This window comes from Xanthomonas sp. F4 (assembly GCF_011761895.1).
The window spans coordinates 137,752-152,154 of record NZ_JAASQX010000001.1 but is presented as its reverse complement, the minus strand read 5'-3'; the positions used below and the strand labels follow the sequence as shown (position 1 = coordinate 152,154).

Here is a 14,403-nt window from a genome sequence, read left to right as displayed (position 1 = left end):
CGTCAGTGGCTGTCTTCCGCCAGGCTCAGATACACGATGGACAGCATCATGAAAATGAACGCCTGCAGCGGAATCACCAGCAGGTGGAACAGCATCCAGCCGAAGCCGAACGCACCGCCGGCCAGCGCGCCGAAGATGCCGGCACCGCCGAGCACCCAGATCAGCAGGAACACGATCTCGCCGCCGAACATGTTGCCGAACAGTCGCATCGCCAGCGACACCGGCTTGCTCAGCCACTCGACGATGTTGAGGATCAGGTTGAACGGCAGCATCCACTTGCCGAACGGCGCGGTGAGGAATTCCTTGGCCATGCCGCCCACGCCCTTGGAGCGCAGCGAGAAGAAGATCATCAGGAAGAACACGCTGATCGACATGCCCAGGGTGGCATTGACGTCGGCGGTCGGCACCGGCTTCCAGTAGTGCACGCCGGCCCAGCTCAGCGGGATCGCCAGGAAGTCCGCCGGGATCATCTTGATGAGGTTCATCATCAGGATCCAGAAGAACAGGGTGATCGCGATCGGCGTCACCAGCTTGCTGGTGCCGTGGTAGGTGTCCTTGGCCTGACGGTCCACGAACTCCAGCAGGATCTCCACGAACGCCTGCCACTTGCCCGGCACGCCGGCGGTGGCCTTGCGCGTGGCCAGCCAGAAGCCGAACACCATCAGCAGGCCGGACAGCACCGACATGACCATGGTATCGACGTGCACCTGCCAGAACCCGCCTTCCTGCACCTGGAAGGTGAGGTTGTGCAGATGGTGCTGGATGTAGGAGGTAGGGGTTTCTGCCTCGCCCGCCATGTGTCCTGAGCCTTTTCTTGATTCGATCAACGTCTGGCCAGAGCCAGAACCTGGAACATCAGCCCGACGGCGATACCCGCCAACAGGGCCAGAGGAGGCAGCCGCCACCAGGCAAAGCCCAGCGCCAGTACCGCGAACACCAACACCCACTTCAGCACCATGGCCACGATCAACCGCGCCAATGCCGAACCCGCCGCCTGCACACCGCCATTGAGCGCGGTACGTGCTGCCAGCCATCCCCCTGCCACGGTCGCCAGCCCGGTTGCGGCAGCGCCCATCGCGTACTTCGGCCCCAGCAGCAAGAACAGCAGGGACATCACGGCCACCGCCACCAGCGGGTAAATCGCTGCGCGCAGCATCAGCCGCCGACCCGCATCAACGGAGTTCAGCACAGAAAATCCTGCATTTGGTGGTGGATTGAGGACGGCTTCGCGTCCGTCGAGCCGCGGAATTATAGCAATGGGACAATTTGCGAGACAACCGCCAGTGGTCCTGACCGCGCCCGAATGCCCATCCGCCCGTAGACGATAGCACGGCCGTCGCCCACGGCCGGCGCCGAATGCGGCGTTGCAACACGTCTTTGCGGAGGAACTTTCTGTCCACTGCCCTGTCTGATCGGACAGGGACTGCGCCCATCCTCGTCGGCCCACAGCGCAGACCCACCGAGCCCCGGTCATTCCGGGGCTCTTTTCGTTGCGCGTTCTGGGACGTGGGTGGCGACACGGGCAACCATACTTTCACGAATGGTGGACGCGGATTTAAGGATAGTGACGCCACGCGCTGGCGCCAGCCATCGACGACCTATCCCAAGAACCCAAGACGACGGAGCTTGTCCCCCATGAAACACTTGCTTGCCCTGGCGCTGCCGTTCGCGCTCGCCGCCGCTTACGCCACGCCCGCCCACGCCGAAGACGGCGACGACCGCTTCACCCTGCGGGTGGGCGCGATGAACGTGGACAACGACAACACCCTGCGCGGCAATGCCGTGATCAATGGCAACGCCATTTCCGGCGCGCAGGACTTCAATTTCGGCGGCAAGGAATGGGAGCCGCGCGTGGATGGCGTGTTCCGCCTCAGCACCCGCCAGCGCCTGATCTTCGACTACTTCAAGTACGACAAGGACCGCCGCGAAGAGCTGGGCGAGGACGTCAGCTTCGGCGGCGTGACCGTGCCGACCGGCAGCTTCGTCAAGGGCGAACTGAAGTACCAGGTCGCCAGCCTGGTGTACGACTACTCGGTGATCGACAACCCGCAGTTCAGCATGGGCCTGCAGATCGGTGCCGAATGGGCCAAGGTGCAGGCCAACGCCTACGCCGACCTGGGCCCGGTGTACGCCGGCACCTTCCTGGACGAAAGCGAGGACGGCGCCGCGCCGGTGGTCGGCCTGCGCTTCACCGCGCACCCGAGCGAGCACTGGCTGTTCAACATCCAGGGCCAGTACCTCAACACCAAGTGGGGCAACTTCGACAAGTACGACGGCGACCTGAGCCGCGCCAACGCCATCGTCGAATACCGCTTCACCCGCAACTTCGGCATCTTCGCCGGCTACGACTGGTTCAAGCTCGACGTGGACCGCAAGCGCGACAATGCCAGCATCGGCCTGAAGCAGGAATTCAAGGGTCCGGTCGCGGGCGTGACCTTCGCGTTCTGATTGGTTCGGGACCCGGGACCCGGGACCCGGGACCCGCAAGCAGCTTCATGCAGAACCCCGCAGCGATGCGGGGTTCTGTCGTTTAACGGGTACGTGGCCAATGGCCGGCACGGCGGCAGCCGCGTCGCGCAGCCGATACACGCTCAGGGCGGCTTGGTCGCCCCCGCCACCAGCAGATGCTGGTGCGCCGTGCAGTAGCACTCGTCGTGCCAGCCGTAGTGCGGATCGGTGCAGATCGCATGCTGCACCGCCGCCGGCAGCGACGCCACGTCGCTGCGCAAGTCGCGCTTGAGCGACACGAACACCGAGCCCGGATATGGCCAGTCGGTCCGCCGCGGCGGCTCGGCGATGCGGTTGCCGCCGGCCAGTTCGCGCTGCAGCAGCGCCTGCAGTTCGGGACACAGATTGTCCTGCCCCACAGCGACCTCCATGCATCGATTCACCAACGCAGCGACCGCACCGCACGCGGCGGCACGGTCGCGCGGGGCGTCACTTCTTCTTCGGGATGTACAGGTCGGTGATGGTGCCGTCGTAGACCTCGGCGCTCATGCCGACCGACTCGCTCAGGGTCGGATGCGCGTGGATGGTGTGGCCGATGTCCTCGGCCTCCGCGCCCATCTCGATCGCCAGGCCGATCTCGGCCAGCAGGTCGCCGGCGTGCACGCCGACGATGGCGCCGCCGATGACCCGGTGCGTCTCCTCGTCGAAGATCAGCTTGGTGAAGCCCTCGGTGCGGCCGATGCCGATGGCGCGGCCGCTGGCCGCCCACGGGAACTTGGCCACGCCGACCTTCAACCCCTTGGCCTTGGCCTCGGTCTCGGTGACGCCGACCCAGGCGATTTCCGGGTTGGTGTAGGCCACCGACGGAATCACCCGCGCCACCCACTCCTTCTTCTCGCCGGCGGCCACTTCCGCGGCCAGCTTGCCCTCGTGGGTGGCCTTGTGCGCCAGCATCGGGTTACCGACGATGTCGCCGATGGCGAAGATGTGCGGCACGTTGGTGCGCATCTGTCGGTCGACCGGAATGAAGCCGCGCTCGGTGACGTTGATGCCCGCCTTGTCGGCGCCGATCTTCTTGCCGTTGGGCGCGCGACCCACCGCGACCAGTACGCGGTCGTAGGTGGTGGCGGCCAGCGCCGGCGTTTCGCCCGCGGTAGCGGCTTCGAAGGACACAGTGATGCCCTTCTTGTCGGCCTTGACCTCGGCCGCCTTGGTCTTGAGATGGACCTCCACGCCCTGCTTCTTCAAGCGGTCGGCCAGCGGCTTGACCAGGTCCTTGTCGGCGCCCGGCATCAGTTGGTCCATGAACTCGACGACGGTAACCTTGCTGCCCAGCGCGCTGTACACGGTGGCCATTTCCAGGCCGATGATGCCGCCGCCGACCACCAGCAGGGTCTTGGGGATGTCCTGCAGTTCCAGCGCGTCGGTGGAGTCCATCACCCGCTTGTCGTCCCACGGGAAATTCGGCAGCTTCACCGCCTGCGAGCCGGCGGCGACGATGCAGTGCTCGAAGCGCAGCAACTGGGTCTTGCCGTCGGCGCCGACGATCTCCAGCTCATTCGGCGACACGAACGACGCCACGCCGGTGACGGTGCGCACCTTGCGCTGCTTGGCCATGCTGGCCAGGCCACCGGTGAGCTTGCCGACCACCTTCTCCTTGTACTCGCGCAGCTTGTCCAGGGTGATCTTCGGCTTGCCGAAGTCCACGCCGAAGTCGCCGGCGTGGGCGACCTCGTCGATCACGGCGGCCGCATGCAGCAGCGCCTTGGAGGGAATGCAGCCGACGTTGAGGCAGACGCCGCCGAGGCTGGCGTAGCGCTCGATCAGCACCGTGTCCAGGCCCAGGTCGGCAGCGCGGAACGCGGCGGTGTAGCCGCCAGGGCCGGCGCCGAGCACCACCATCTTGCATTCGATGTCGGCGGGCTTGCCGCTGGACAGCGCCGGCTTGGGCGCCGGCGGCTCGGCCGGCGCGCGGTGCGAGGGCGCCACCGGCGGCTTGCTGGCCGGCACCTCGACCTGGGCCGCGGCGGGCGTAGCAGCGGCGCCGTCGGCGGTCTCCAGCAGCGCGATCACCGCGCCCTCGGACAGGGTGTCGCCAAGCTTGACCTTCAGCTCCTTGATCACGCCGGCGGCCGCGGACGGCACTTCCAGCGTGGCCTTGTCCGACTCCAGCGTCACCAGGCCCTGATCCTTCTTGACCGTGTCGCCGACGGCGACCAGCACCTCGATGACCGGAACGTCGCTGTAGTCGCCGATATCCGGGACCTTGACCTCAATGACCGCCATGCAGCTTCTCCTGTGGCCCATCGCCGCGGCGGTGGGCGTTTGCAGTTCGTCGGCGCGACCGCGCAAACACGCGGCGCGCGCAAGTGGGGGAAAACCGGCACCGCGACGGACGCGGCGCCGTGACGGCAGGGCTTACAGCAGCACGCGGCGCATGTCCGCCAGCACCTGGCTCAGGTAGGTGGTGAAGCGCGCGGCCGCGGCACCGTCGATGACGCGGTGGTCGTAGCTCAGCGACAGCGGCAGGAGCAGCTTGGGCGCGAATTCCTTGCCGTTCCAGACCGGCTGGATCGAGGACTTGGACACGCCCAGGATCGCCACTTCCGGCGCATTGACGATCGGAGTGAAGGCAGTGCCGCCGATGCCGCCGAGCGAGCTGATCGAGAAGCAGCCGCCGCTCATGTCGGCCGGGCCCAGCTTGCCGTCGCGCGCCTTCTTGGCCAGCTCGCCGCTCTCGCGCGCCAGCTCGACCACGCCCTTCTTGTCCACGTCGCGGATCACCGGCACCACCAGCCCGTTCGGGGTGTCGGCGGCGAAGCCGATGTGGAAGTACTTCTTCAGGGTCAGATTCTCGCCGCTGGCATCGAGCGAGGCGTTGAACTCGGGGAACTGCTTCAGCGCCGCGGCGCTGGCCTTGAGCAGGAAGGCGAGCATGGTCAGCTTGATGCCGGCCTTCTCGTTCTCCTTGTTCAGCGCCACGCGCAGGGCTTCCAGATCGGTGATGTCGGCCTGCTCGAACTGGGTGACGTGCGGGATCATCGCCCAGTTGCGCGCCAGGTTGGCGCCGGAAATCTTCTTGATCCGCGACAGCGGCTTGACCTCGACCTCGCCGAACTTGGCGAAGTCCACCTTCGGCCACGGCAGCAGGTTCAGGCCGTTGCCGCCGGCGGCAGGTGCGGCACCCGCAGCGGCCGGCGCGGCGCCGGACAGCGCCGCCTTGACGTAGCGCTGCACGTCGTCCTTGCTGATGCGGCCGCCTTGTTCCGAGCCGCTGACCTGGAACAGGTCCACGCCGAGTTCGCGGGCGAACACGCGCACCGCCGGGCTCGCATAGGGCACCTTCTGCGGCAGCACGCTGTCGGCGTCGAACGCCACCGGCGGGCTGCTCTGGGTGGCGGACGGCGCGGCGGCCTTGGCCGGCGCCGTGGCCTGGACCTGGGCGATTTCGCGCTGGGCCAGCTTGTCCGGCGCAGAGGAGGTCGGCACCGGCTCGACGCCGCCGCCGGTCTCGGCGCTGGGCTGGATCGCGGGCGCGGACGGTGCGTCGGCATCGCTGCCGGCCACTTCGATCAGCGCCACCACCTTGCCCTCGGACAGGCTGTCGCCGACCTTGACCTTGAGTTCCTTGACCACGCCGGCCACCGACGAGGGCACTTCCATCGTCGCCTTGTCCGACTCCAGGGTGACCAGGCTCTGGTCTTTCTTGACCGTGTCGCCGACCGCGACCAGCACCTCGATCACCGGCACGTCGCTGTAGTCGCCGATGTCCGGCACCCGCGCCTCGACCACGCCGCCCGCCGCGGCAGCGGCAGCGGCCGGCGCCGGCTTGACCGCATTCTGCGAGGGTGCGGCGGCCGGGGCGGCGGCCTGCTGGGCCGGCGCGGGCGTGGCCTTGGCGGCTGCAGGCGCAGCGGGTGCGGCACTGGCGCCACCCTCGGCCACTTCGATCAGCGCCACCACCTTGCCCTCGGACAGGCTGTCGCCGACCTTGACCTTGAGTTCCTTGACCACGCCGGCGAACGGCGACGGCACTTCCATCGTCGCCTTGTCCGACTCCAGGGTGACCAGGCTCTGGTCCTTCTTCACCGTGTCGCCGACGGCCACCAGCACTTCGATTACCGGGACGTCGCTGTAGTCACCGATATCGGGGACAAGTGCTTCCTTGATTTCGGCCATGCGGGCAACTCCGGCAACTAATGAGGGGGAAACCCCTATTGTGGCGGCCCGCAGCCGCAGCGCCAACCTTTGCCGGGCAAAAAAGCCCGATCGCCTGCGCGGCGCGCGACTGCCGGCGGACAGTACGCCGGCGCATGTTGCCGGCCCGCGGCGCCCGCCGCCGGTGCACCGCCTTCACGGGGCCGCCGCTAGGCTCGCCGCAGATTTCCGGAGGGCAGGCATGCGGATCCTGGTGCTGTTGATGGCGTTGGCGATGCCGCTGGTCGCCTGGTTCGGGCAACGCGGCGCGTTCGGCCCGACCAACGGCGCCATCTCCGACCGTTACCCGACCCTGATCGTCGCCGCCGGCTACGCCTTTGCCATCTGGGGCGTGATCTTCCTGCTCGACCTGGCCTTCGGCCTGTGGCAATTCAGCGCGCGGCACCGCCGCGGCAGCGCGCTGGCGCAGGTGCGGGCACCGGCCGCGCTGGGCTTCGCGCTGACCGCGGCGTGGATGCCGGTGTTCTCCCAGCAGCACTTCCTGCTGGCGCTGGCGGTGATCTGGACCGCGCTGGCGGCGATGCTGCTGGCCGCGCTGCGGCTGTCGCGCGATCGGGCGACCGAACCGGGCCAGACCCTGTGGGCCTGGCTGCCGCTGTCGCTGCATGCCGGCTGGCTGTCGCTGGCGGCGTTCCTGAACACCGCGCAGGTGGTCGTGGCCTACCGCTGGCTCTCGACCGAGCGGATGCTGCCGTGGAGCCTGGTGCTGTTCGCGCTGGCGGCGGCGCTGCTGCTGGGCATGAATCGGGCGATGCGCGGCAATCTTGCCTATGCGGCGGCGGCGCTGTGGGCGCTGGCCGCGGTCTACGTCAAACAGGCAGAGAGCACGCTCGCCGGTGCGCAGACCGCGGCATGGGTGGCGCTGCTGCTGGCCGCCGCGCTGGCGCTGCAGACCCTGTGGCTGCGCCTGCGCGCGCGGCGCTGATCGATCGGCGCGACGTCAGGGCACCGCCAATCACCTGTTTTTCCCGCACAGCACGCCGTCTCTCGTAGGAGCGGCTTCAGCCGCGACAGTGTTGCAGGGAGCGCCTCGTCGCGGCTGAAGCCGCTCCTAAGCATGTGCCGCGTGAGGGATTGGAGGCGCCCTTCAATCACCGGCTGCCGGCGCGCGCAACCAGGGCTGCAGCTGAGACCACGCCTGCAGCAGGCGCGGCCAGGCGAAGGCGGCATTGGCCGGGCTGCTGGAAGGCAGCGCCAGCAACGCCAGCGGCCGATCGCGCAGCGGCAGTTGCGGCTGCACGAAGCGCGCGAACGCCTGCGCCGCCGCCGCGCCGTTGCAGGCGATGACGCGCAACTGCGGCAACTGCGCGATGCGTTCGGGCAAGGCATTGGGGACTTCGCTGCCGCGCACGATCGCCGCATCCAGGCTGCCGCGGCGTCGGCACTGGCCGATCACGTCCCACAGGCCGACGCCGGCGGCGTGCAGCGCCTGCATCCGCGCTTCGGCGTCCAGTGCCACATCGAAACCGCACAGCGCCGCCATCAGTGGCCAGAACCGGTTGCGTGGATGCGCGTAGTAACGCGCCTGCTGCAACGACGCCGCGCCTGGCATGGAGCCGAGCACCAGCACCCGGCAATCGTCGCGTATCTGCGCGGGCAGACCCTGCAACAGCGGCTGCGTCGTCACGTCGCACACATCAGGATGAACAGCCAAAAGCCTTAAAACCTCGTTATTTCAAGCGTCAGGCGCAAGTGCCTGAACGTCGCCTGCATTGGTCCGGCGAGGGTCGGCGACGATTCATCTTCTCATCGATACGGTGTGCGCGCCCACTCCCGTGGCCCCACAAGAAAAAGATGAGGAGATACCCCATGCGGTCCATTCAGATCCTGAGCCTGGCTGTCGTGTCCGCCCTTGCGTTTGCGCCCGCCGCATTCGCACAGGATGCCGATACCGCGTCCGGCAAGCATTTCTCCGTCGTCGGCAGCGCGACCCTGCTCGACACGCACTCCAAGCCGGCGGCCGGCCTCGACGTCGACGGCGGCCCGGCGCCGACCATCAGCGCCAGCTGGCTGATCAACGACAATTGGGCGGTCGAACTGTGGGGCGCTGCCGACAAGTTCAACCACCGCGTCAAGGCGGACGGCGTTGGCAAGGTCGGCACCGTCGAACAGCAGCCGATCGCGCTGAGCGGCCAGTACCACTTCGGCCAGGCGGACAACGTGTTCCGTCCGTTCGTCGGCGTCGGTTACTACGAGTCCAACTTCAGCAACGAGAAGATCGACGCGCTTGCCGGTACCGGCCAGCACGTGAGCCTGGACACCGCCAAGGGCGCCATCGGCACCGTCGGCGTGGACATGAACATCAACTCCACCTGGTTCGCCCGTGCCGATGCGCGCTACATGCGTTCGCGTCCGGAAGTGAAGGTGGCCGGCGAAGGCACCGGCGAAGACCTGAAGCTGGATCCGTGGCTGTTCAGCTTCGGCGTCGGCGCGCGCTTCTAAGCGTTCCGTCTCCAGTGTTTGCGCAAACGGGCCCGAAAGGGCCCGTTTGTTTTTGTGCGTGTGCGGCGCTCGACTCTGCGCTGAAAGCTGCTGGCAGCGCGATCGACAGAAGCGGTACCGAATCGTCTTGCAGGCGCGCTCGCCCTCAACGCGGCGAGCGATCGAAACCGCGGTAGCGATCGAAACGGCGCAGGCGCCGCCGCAACAGCCAGGCATAGGCGCAGGCATAACCGAGTAACAAGGCCGCCGCGGCCAGCAGGCTGGCGTGGCTCATCCAGCCCTCGGTGGGCCAGGCCGCACCATCGACCAGGCTGCGCCAGCCCTGCCACACCCCGGCACCGATGCGCACCGCCACCAGCGCGGTCATGCCCAGCACCAGCCACAGGTTCGGCGTGTAGTGCAACCCGTGCGGCAGCGGCTCGAAGCGGGTGGCGACGATGCCGAGCGCACCCAGCAGCACGCCGATACCCCAGCCGGCCAACGCACTGATGGCCGCACCGGGCCACCAGTGCGCGGCGATCAGGGCGAAGACCAGCAGCACCACGCTGGACAGCAGCGCCGACCACAGTTGCACTGCGATCAGCCAGCCGCGCGCCTGACGCCGCGCCGTGCCCACGCGGAACCGCTGCAGCAGCGACAGCGGCAGCAGCACCGCGGTCACCGCCAGCGCGATCACGATCGCCAGCGGGATGGCCAGCAGCAGCGGCATGCGTGTGGGCCGATCAGAACGCGGGCAGCACCGCGCCTTGGTACTTGCGCTGGATGAAGGCCTTCACTTCCGGGCTGGTCAACGCCTTGGCCAGCTTCTGCACGCGCGGATCGTCCTTGTTGTCGGCACGCGCGACCAGGAAGTTCACGTATGGCGAATCCTTGCTCTCGATCGCCAGCGCGTCGCGGGTCGGGTTGAGGCCGGCGTCCAGCGCATAGTTGGTGTTGATCAGCGCCAGGTCGACCTGGTCCAGCACCCGCGGCAGCATCGCCGAATCCAGCTCGCGGAACTTCAGCTGTTTGGGATTGGCGACGATGTCGCGCTGGGTGGACAGCGCATTGCGCGGGTCCTTGAGCTTGATGACCCCGGCCTTGTCCAGCAGGATCAGCGCGCGGCTGTTGTTGCTGGGGTCGTTGGGGATCACCACGTCGGCGCCCTGCGGCAGTGCGTCCAGCGACTTGTAGCGGCGCGAGTAGGCGCCGAACGGCTCGATGTGCACGCCGACCACGGTGACCAGATCGCTCTTGCGGTCGCGGTTGTAGGCCTGCAGGTAGGGCTCGGTCTGGAAGTAGTTCACGTCGATCTGCTTCTGCACCACCTGGTCGTTGGGCTGCACGTAGTCGTTGAACACGCGCACGTCCAGGGTCACGCCCTGCTGTTCCAGCATCGGCTTGACCACCTCCAGGATCTCGGCGTGCGGCACCGCGGTGGCGGCGACGCTGAGGTGGTCGCTGGCGGCGCCGGCATCGGGCTTGCCGCAACCGCCGAGGGCGAGCACGGCGCTGGCGAGCAGGAGGCGGAACGGGAATCGGGTCATGGCAGGTATCCGGAAAACGTGGGGAAGGAGAAGGGCAGCGGCCAGCTTTGTCAGCACGCTAGCAGACCCGGCCTCGCTCTGCGGCGAAAGATCTTAGATTGCGTCGTGTTGTGGGAGCGACGCTCGTGTGCGCTGTAGGTCAGCCGTGACCGCGCTACCGCCAGCGGTCGCGGCTGATCCCGCAAAGGGACAAGAGCCGCTCCTACGACGACAACCAGGAGGGCATCAGCGCCGGCTGTAATGCGCGACCAGGCGGTCGCCGAGCATCTGCAGCGCCTGCACCAGCAGCAGCAGGATCACCACCGTCACCAGCGCCACGTCGGCATGCGAGCGCTGGTAGCCGTCGCGGTAGGCCAGGTCGCCGAGGCCGCCGGAACCGATCGCGCCGCCCATCGCGGTAAAGCCGATGAGCGCGATGGTGGTCACCGTGGCGCCGGCGATCAGGCCCGGCCGCGCTTCCGGCAGCAGCACCCGCGTCACCAGTTGCCAGGTGGTCGCGCCCATCGCCAGGCTGGCCTCGACCACGCCGCGGTCCACTTCGCGCAGTGCGGTCTCCACCAGCCGCGCGTAGAACGGCGCCGCCCCTACCACCAGCGGCAGGATCGCGCCGCGCACGCCCAGCGAGGTGCCCATCGCCCACAGCGTCAGCGGGATCATCGCGATCATCAGGATGATGAAGGGCACCGAGCGCAGCACGTTGATGACCAGCGCCAGGCCGCCGTACAGCAGCGGCTTCTGGTGGGTCTGGCGCGGGCCGGTCAGGAACAGCAGCACGCCCAGCGGCAGGCCGATCAGCAGGGTCAGCGGCAGCGAACCGCCGAGCATCAACAGGGTGTCGACGGTGGCGCGGCCGATCTCGCTCCATTTGCCGGCATCGAGATTGCGGAAGAAGCCGGCGGCGGCGGTGGCGAACGGACTCATCGGCGCAGCTCCTGCACATGCACGCCGGCGGCGACGAAGGCGGCCTGCGCCGCATCCATGTCGCCACCGACCAGGGCCACGGTCAGTTGGCCGTAAGGGGTGTCCTTGATCCGGTCGATGCGCCCGGACAGGATGTTGTAGTCCACCGCGGTGGCACGGGCGATGCGCCCGAGCAGCGGCGCGTAGGTATCGGTGCCGAGGAAGGTCAGCCGCAGGATGCGCCCGTCCACCGCGGTGAGGTCGCGGTACAGCTCGGCCTCGTCGACGTGTTCGGCCTCGGAGACGAAGCGCTTGGTGGTCGGATGCTGCGGATGCAGGAACACCTCGGTGACCGGCCCACTCTCGACCAGGCGCCCGGCATCGAGCACCGCCACGCGGTCGCAGACGCGGCGGATCACTCCCATCTCGTGGGTGATCAGCACGATGGTCAGGCCCAGTTCGCGGTTGATCTGCGCCAGCAGCGCCAGCACCGAGGCGGTGGTCTGCGGATCCAGCGCGCTGGTGGCCTCGTCGCACAGCAGGATCCGCGGGCGCGTGGCCAGGGCGCGGGCGATGCCGACGCGCTGCTTCTGCCCGCCCGACAGCTGCGCCGGATACTTGCCGGCATGCGCGGCCAGCCCCACCCGCTCCAGCAGTTCGGCCACCCGCGCGTCGATCTCCGCGCGCGGTGTGCCGGCCAGTTCCAGCGGGAACGCGACGTTGCCGGCGACCGTGCGCGAGGACAGCAGGTTGAAGTGCTGGAAGATCATGCCCACGCGCTGGCGCAGCGTGCGCAGCCCGGCGCGATCCAGCGCGGTGACGTCCTCGCCGTCGATGATCAGGCGGCCGCCGCTGGGCTCCTCGAGCCGGTTGATCAGCCGGATCAGGGTCGACTTGCCGGCGCCGGAATGGCCGATGATGCCGAACACCTCGCCGGCGTCGATGCGCAGGTCGAGCGGATGCAGCGCCACGACCGGCTGGCCGGCGACGGAATAGGACTTGTGCAGGCGCTCGAACTGGATCAACGCGCGGGACCGGCAGCGACAGGGGGCGCAAAGCCTAGCAGGCCAGGATGGCGTGCGTTATTCCATTCGATTCTAACGTAGGCGCGCATCGCAGCCGGCTACGACTACGGCCGCGCCTGCGGCGGCGGATGCGCCACCGCGCGGATCCGCTCGCGGTGCAGCAGGTACAGGCCGCTGGCGACGATGATCGCCCCGCCCACCCAGGTCCAGACATCGGGCAGCTTGCGCCACAGCAGCCAGTCCCAGGGAATCACCCACAGCAGGCCGCTGTACTCCAGCGGCGCGACCAGCGAGGCGTCGCCGCGGCGGAACGCCTGGGTCAGCGCCACCTGGCCCAGCGCCCCGGCCAGGCCCATGCCGGCGATCCAGCCGGTGTCGGCCGGGCGCAGCGGGGTCCAGTCCGGCAGCGCCAACGCGCCGGCGCCCAGCGCCATGATCAGCAGGAACCACACCACCAGCGACTGCGACGTGTCGGTGCGCGCCAGCAGGCTGACCAACACCGAGGCGACCGCATAGGCCACGGCCGCCAGCAGCACCATCAGCCCCGGCAGCGAGACGAACCCATCCATGCCGGGGCGCAGCACCACCAGCACGCCGACCAGCCCGACGCCGATCGCCGCCCAGCGCCGCGGGCCCACGTACTCGCCGAGCAGCGGTACCGACAGCGCCGCCACCAGCAGCGGGGCGACGAAGTAGATGGTGTAGGCGGTGGACAGCGGCAGGCTGCGCAAGGCCCAGGCGAAGCAGCCGATCATGGCGATGCCGAGCACCCCGCGCAGCAGATGCAGTCCCCAGCGCACCGGCCAGATCGCACGCGGCCCGGCGCTGGCCAGCACCCACAGCAGCACGAACGGCAGCGAGGCGCCGCCGCGCAGCGCCGCGACCTGCAGCGCGGGGTAATGCGTACTGAGCTGCTTCATGGACGCATCCATCAGCGAAAAGAACGCGACGGCGGCGATCATCCACGCGGCGGCGGCGGCATTGGAACGGGAGTTGGGCATCGGCGCATTATCGCCCCGATCGGCGCGGTGCGTGGCGCCGGAACCATCGCGTCGGGACTGAAGTCCCTCCCACATGGCGCCAGCCGGCGTGCCGGCCGATGTCGCCTCCTGTGGAAGCGCCTTCAGTCGCGACGCGCCGCATCGACCAACGCACGGCATTGCGCACATGCACGTCCCCACGCGCCGCCCGCACGTTCTACGATAGGCATCTTTGCCGAGGACCCGCCCATGCCTTCCTTCGATATCGTTTCCGAAGTCGACAAGCACGAACTGACCAATGCCGTCGACCAGGCCAACCGCGAGCTGTCGACGCGCTTCGACTTCAAGGGCGTGGAGGCCAAGTTCGAACTGGACGACCAGGTCATCACGCAGTCCGCGCCCAGCGATTTCCAGGTCAAGCAGATGACCGACATCCTGCGCGCGCGCCTGCTGGCCCGCGGCATCGACGTGCGCTGCCTGGAGTTCGGCGACGTGGAGACCAACCTGGCCGGCGCACGACAGAAGATCACCGTCAAGCAGGGCATCGAGCAGAAGCTGGGCAAGAAGATCGTGGCCTCGCTCAAGGAGGCCAAGCTGAAGGTGGAAGCGCAGATCAACGGCGACAAGCTGCGGGTCAGCGGCAAGAAGCGCGACGACCTGCAGGACGCGATCGCGCTGCTGAAGAAGAGCGATTTCGAGCTGCCGCTGCAGTTCGACAACTTCCGCGACTGAGGCTGCGGCGCAGGCGCTTCGCGCGTCATCGCCATGCCGGTGCCAGGGTGCCAGACGACCACCGCGTGTCGACGGGGCGTCTTGCACTGGACCGCACGATGTTTCCGCCGGTGGTGTGTGAGTGCACGCGAT

The 14,403-nt window shown here is 68.2% G+C and carries 15 protein-coding genes; 4 read left to right on the top strand and 11 right to left on the bottom strand.

What is annotated here, in order from left to right; genetic code table 11:
• Positions 1–2 precede the first annotated feature (2 nt).
• Positions 3–797: a F0F1 ATP synthase subunit A gene (gene atpB, locus FHR66_RS00730; protein WP_160969256.1), complete on the bottom strand. Its 795-nt coding sequence runs from the start codon at positions 795–797 to the stop codon at positions 3–5.
• Positions 798–823: 26 nt separating this feature from the next.
• On the bottom strand, positions 824–1,189 hold the full coding sequence (locus FHR66_RS00725) for an ATP synthase subunit I (protein WP_184450328.1): 366 nt from the start codon (positions 1,187–1,189) through the stop codon (positions 824–826).
• A gap of 446 nt (positions 1,190–1,635) precedes the next feature.
• On the opposite strand from FHR66_RS00725, the gene FHR66_RS00720 reads away from it, so the two are divergent.
• Positions 1,636–2,448, top strand: a complete 813-nt coding sequence (locus tag FHR66_RS00720) for a porin family protein (RefSeq protein ID WP_160969258.1) — start codon at positions 1,636–1,638, stop codon at positions 2,446–2,448.
• Positions 2,449–2,591: 143 nt separating this feature from the next.
• Here the strand turns inward: FHR66_RS00720 and FHR66_RS00715 are convergent, their stop codons facing one another.
• From FHR66_RS00715 to aceF, 3 genes are all read right to left on the bottom strand, one after another.
• The gene (locus FHR66_RS00715) at positions 2,592–2,879 is read right to left on the bottom strand and encodes a hypothetical protein (protein ID WP_160969260.1); all 288 of its coding nucleotides are present in this window, start codon (positions 2,877–2,879) and stop codon (positions 2,592–2,594) included.
• 58 nt (positions 2,880–2,937) lie between these two features.
• On the bottom strand, positions 2,938–4,734 hold the full coding sequence (gene lpdA, locus FHR66_RS00710) for a dihydrolipoyl dehydrogenase (protein WP_160969262.1): 1,797 nt from the start codon (positions 4,732–4,734) through the stop codon (positions 2,938–2,940).
• A 132-nt stretch (positions 4,735–4,866) separates the two neighbouring features.
• The gene (gene aceF, locus FHR66_RS00705) at positions 4,867–6,627 is read right to left on the bottom strand and encodes a dihydrolipoyllysine-residue acetyltransferase (protein WP_160969264.1); all 1,761 of its coding nucleotides are present in this window, start codon (positions 6,625–6,627) and stop codon (positions 4,867–4,869) included.
• A gap of 220 nt (positions 6,628–6,847) precedes the next feature.
• Between aceF and FHR66_RS00700 the strand changes: the two genes are divergently transcribed.
• Positions 6,848–7,591, top strand: coding sequence for a hypothetical protein (locus FHR66_RS00700; RefSeq protein WP_160969266.1), 744 nt, complete (start codon positions 6,848–6,850; stop codon positions 7,589–7,591).
• 162 nt (positions 7,592–7,753) lie between these two features.
• Here FHR66_RS00700 and FHR66_RS00695 read toward each other — a convergent pair whose 3' ends face one another.
• Positions 7,754–8,293, bottom strand: coding sequence for a DNA-deoxyinosine glycosylase (locus tag FHR66_RS00695; RefSeq protein ID WP_160969268.1), 540 nt, complete (start codon positions 8,291–8,293; stop codon positions 7,754–7,756).
• Positions 8,294–8,475: 182 nt separating this feature from the next.
• Between FHR66_RS00695 and FHR66_RS00690 the strand changes: the two genes are divergently transcribed.
• Entirely contained in the window at positions 8,476–9,108 is a 633-nt protein-coding gene (locus FHR66_RS00690; protein WP_160969270.1) for an OmpW/AlkL family protein, read from the top strand.
• Positions 9,109–9,253: 145 nt separating this feature from the next.
• On the opposite strand, the gene FHR66_RS00685 is transcribed toward FHR66_RS00690, so the two are convergent.
• From FHR66_RS00685 to FHR66_RS00665, 5 genes are all read right to left on the bottom strand, one after another.
• Positions 9,254–9,817: a DUF1453 domain-containing protein gene (locus FHR66_RS00685; RefSeq protein ID WP_160969272.1), complete on the bottom strand. Its 564-nt coding sequence runs from the start codon at positions 9,815–9,817 to the stop codon at positions 9,254–9,256.
• Positions 9,818–9,830: 13 nt separating this feature from the next.
• Positions 9,831–10,634, bottom strand: coding sequence for a MetQ/NlpA family ABC transporter substrate-binding protein (locus FHR66_RS00680; RefSeq protein ID WP_160969274.1), 804 nt, complete (start codon positions 10,632–10,634; stop codon positions 9,831–9,833).
• A gap of 225 nt (positions 10,635–10,859) precedes the next feature.
• Positions 10,860–11,555: a methionine ABC transporter permease gene (locus FHR66_RS00675; RefSeq protein ID WP_160962381.1), complete on the bottom strand. Its 696-nt coding sequence runs from the start codon at positions 11,553–11,555 to the stop codon at positions 10,860–10,862.
• Positions 11,552–12,559, bottom strand: a complete 1,008-nt coding sequence (locus FHR66_RS00670; RefSeq protein ID WP_160969276.1) for a methionine ABC transporter ATP-binding protein — start codon at positions 12,557–12,559, stop codon at positions 11,552–11,554. Before FHR66_RS00670 ends, FHR66_RS00675 begins: the two co-directional genes overlap by 4 nt.
• A gap of 104 nt (positions 12,560–12,663) precedes the next feature.
• On the bottom strand, positions 12,664–13,560 hold the full coding sequence (locus tag FHR66_RS00665; RefSeq protein ID WP_160969278.1) for a DMT family transporter: 897 nt from the start codon (positions 13,558–13,560) through the stop codon (positions 12,664–12,666).
• Positions 13,561–13,788: 228 nt separating this feature from the next.
• On the opposite strand from FHR66_RS00665, the gene FHR66_RS00660 reads away from it, so the two are divergent.
• Positions 13,789–14,271 (top strand): YajQ family cyclic di-GMP-binding protein, encoded by a 483-nt coding sequence (locus tag FHR66_RS00660; protein ID WP_160969280.1) that lies wholly within the window; start codon positions 13,789–13,791, stop codon positions 14,269–14,271.
• Positions 14,272–14,403: the final 132 nt, after the last annotated feature.

Excerpts from the sequence above, each read along its gene's own strand:
- FHR66_RS00685 (WP_160969272.1), bottom strand. The coding sequence starts at position 9,817 with ATGCCGCTGCTGCTGGCCATCCCGCTGGCGATCGTGATCGCGCTGGCG.
- FHR66_RS00680 (WP_160969274.1), bottom strand. The coding sequence starts at position 10,634 with ATGACCCGATTCCCGTTCCGCCTCCTGCTCGCCAGCGCCGTGCTCGCC.
- FHR66_RS00660 (WP_160969280.1), top strand. The coding sequence starts at position 13,789 with ATGCCTTCCTTCGATATCGTTTCCGAAGTCGACAAGCACGAACTGACC.
- FHR66_RS00665 (WP_160969278.1), bottom strand. The coding sequence starts at position 13,560 with ATGCCCAACTCCCGTTCCAATGCCGCCGCCGCCGCGTGGATGATCGCC.
- FHR66_RS00720 (WP_160969258.1), top strand. The coding sequence starts at position 1,636 with ATGAAACACTTGCTTGCCCTGGCGCTGCCGTTCGCGCTCGCCGCCGCT.
- FHR66_RS00715 (WP_160969260.1), bottom strand. The coding sequence starts at position 2,879 with ATGGAGGTCGCTGTGGGGCAGGACAATCTGTGTCCCGAACTGCAGGCG.
- FHR66_RS00690 (WP_160969270.1), top strand. The coding sequence starts at position 8,476 with ATGCGGTCCATTCAGATCCTGAGCCTGGCTGTCGTGTCCGCCCTTGCG.
- aceF (WP_160969264.1), bottom strand. The coding sequence starts at position 6,627 with ATGGCCGAAATCAAGGAAGCACTTGTCCCCGATATCGGTGACTACAGC.
- FHR66_RS00675 (WP_160962381.1), bottom strand. The coding sequence starts at position 11,555 with ATGAGTCCGTTCGCCACCGCCGCCGCCGGCTTCTTCCGCAATCTCGAT.
- FHR66_RS00700 (WP_160969266.1), top strand. The coding sequence starts at position 6,848 with ATGCGGATCCTGGTGCTGTTGATGGCGTTGGCGATGCCGCTGGTCGCC.
- atpB (WP_160969256.1), bottom strand. The coding sequence starts at position 797 with ATGGCGGGCGAGGCAGAAACCCCTACCTCCTACATCCAGCACCATCTG.
- lpdA (WP_160969262.1), bottom strand. The coding sequence starts at position 4,734 with ATGGCGGTCATTGAGGTCAAGGTCCCGGATATCGGCGACTACAGCGAC.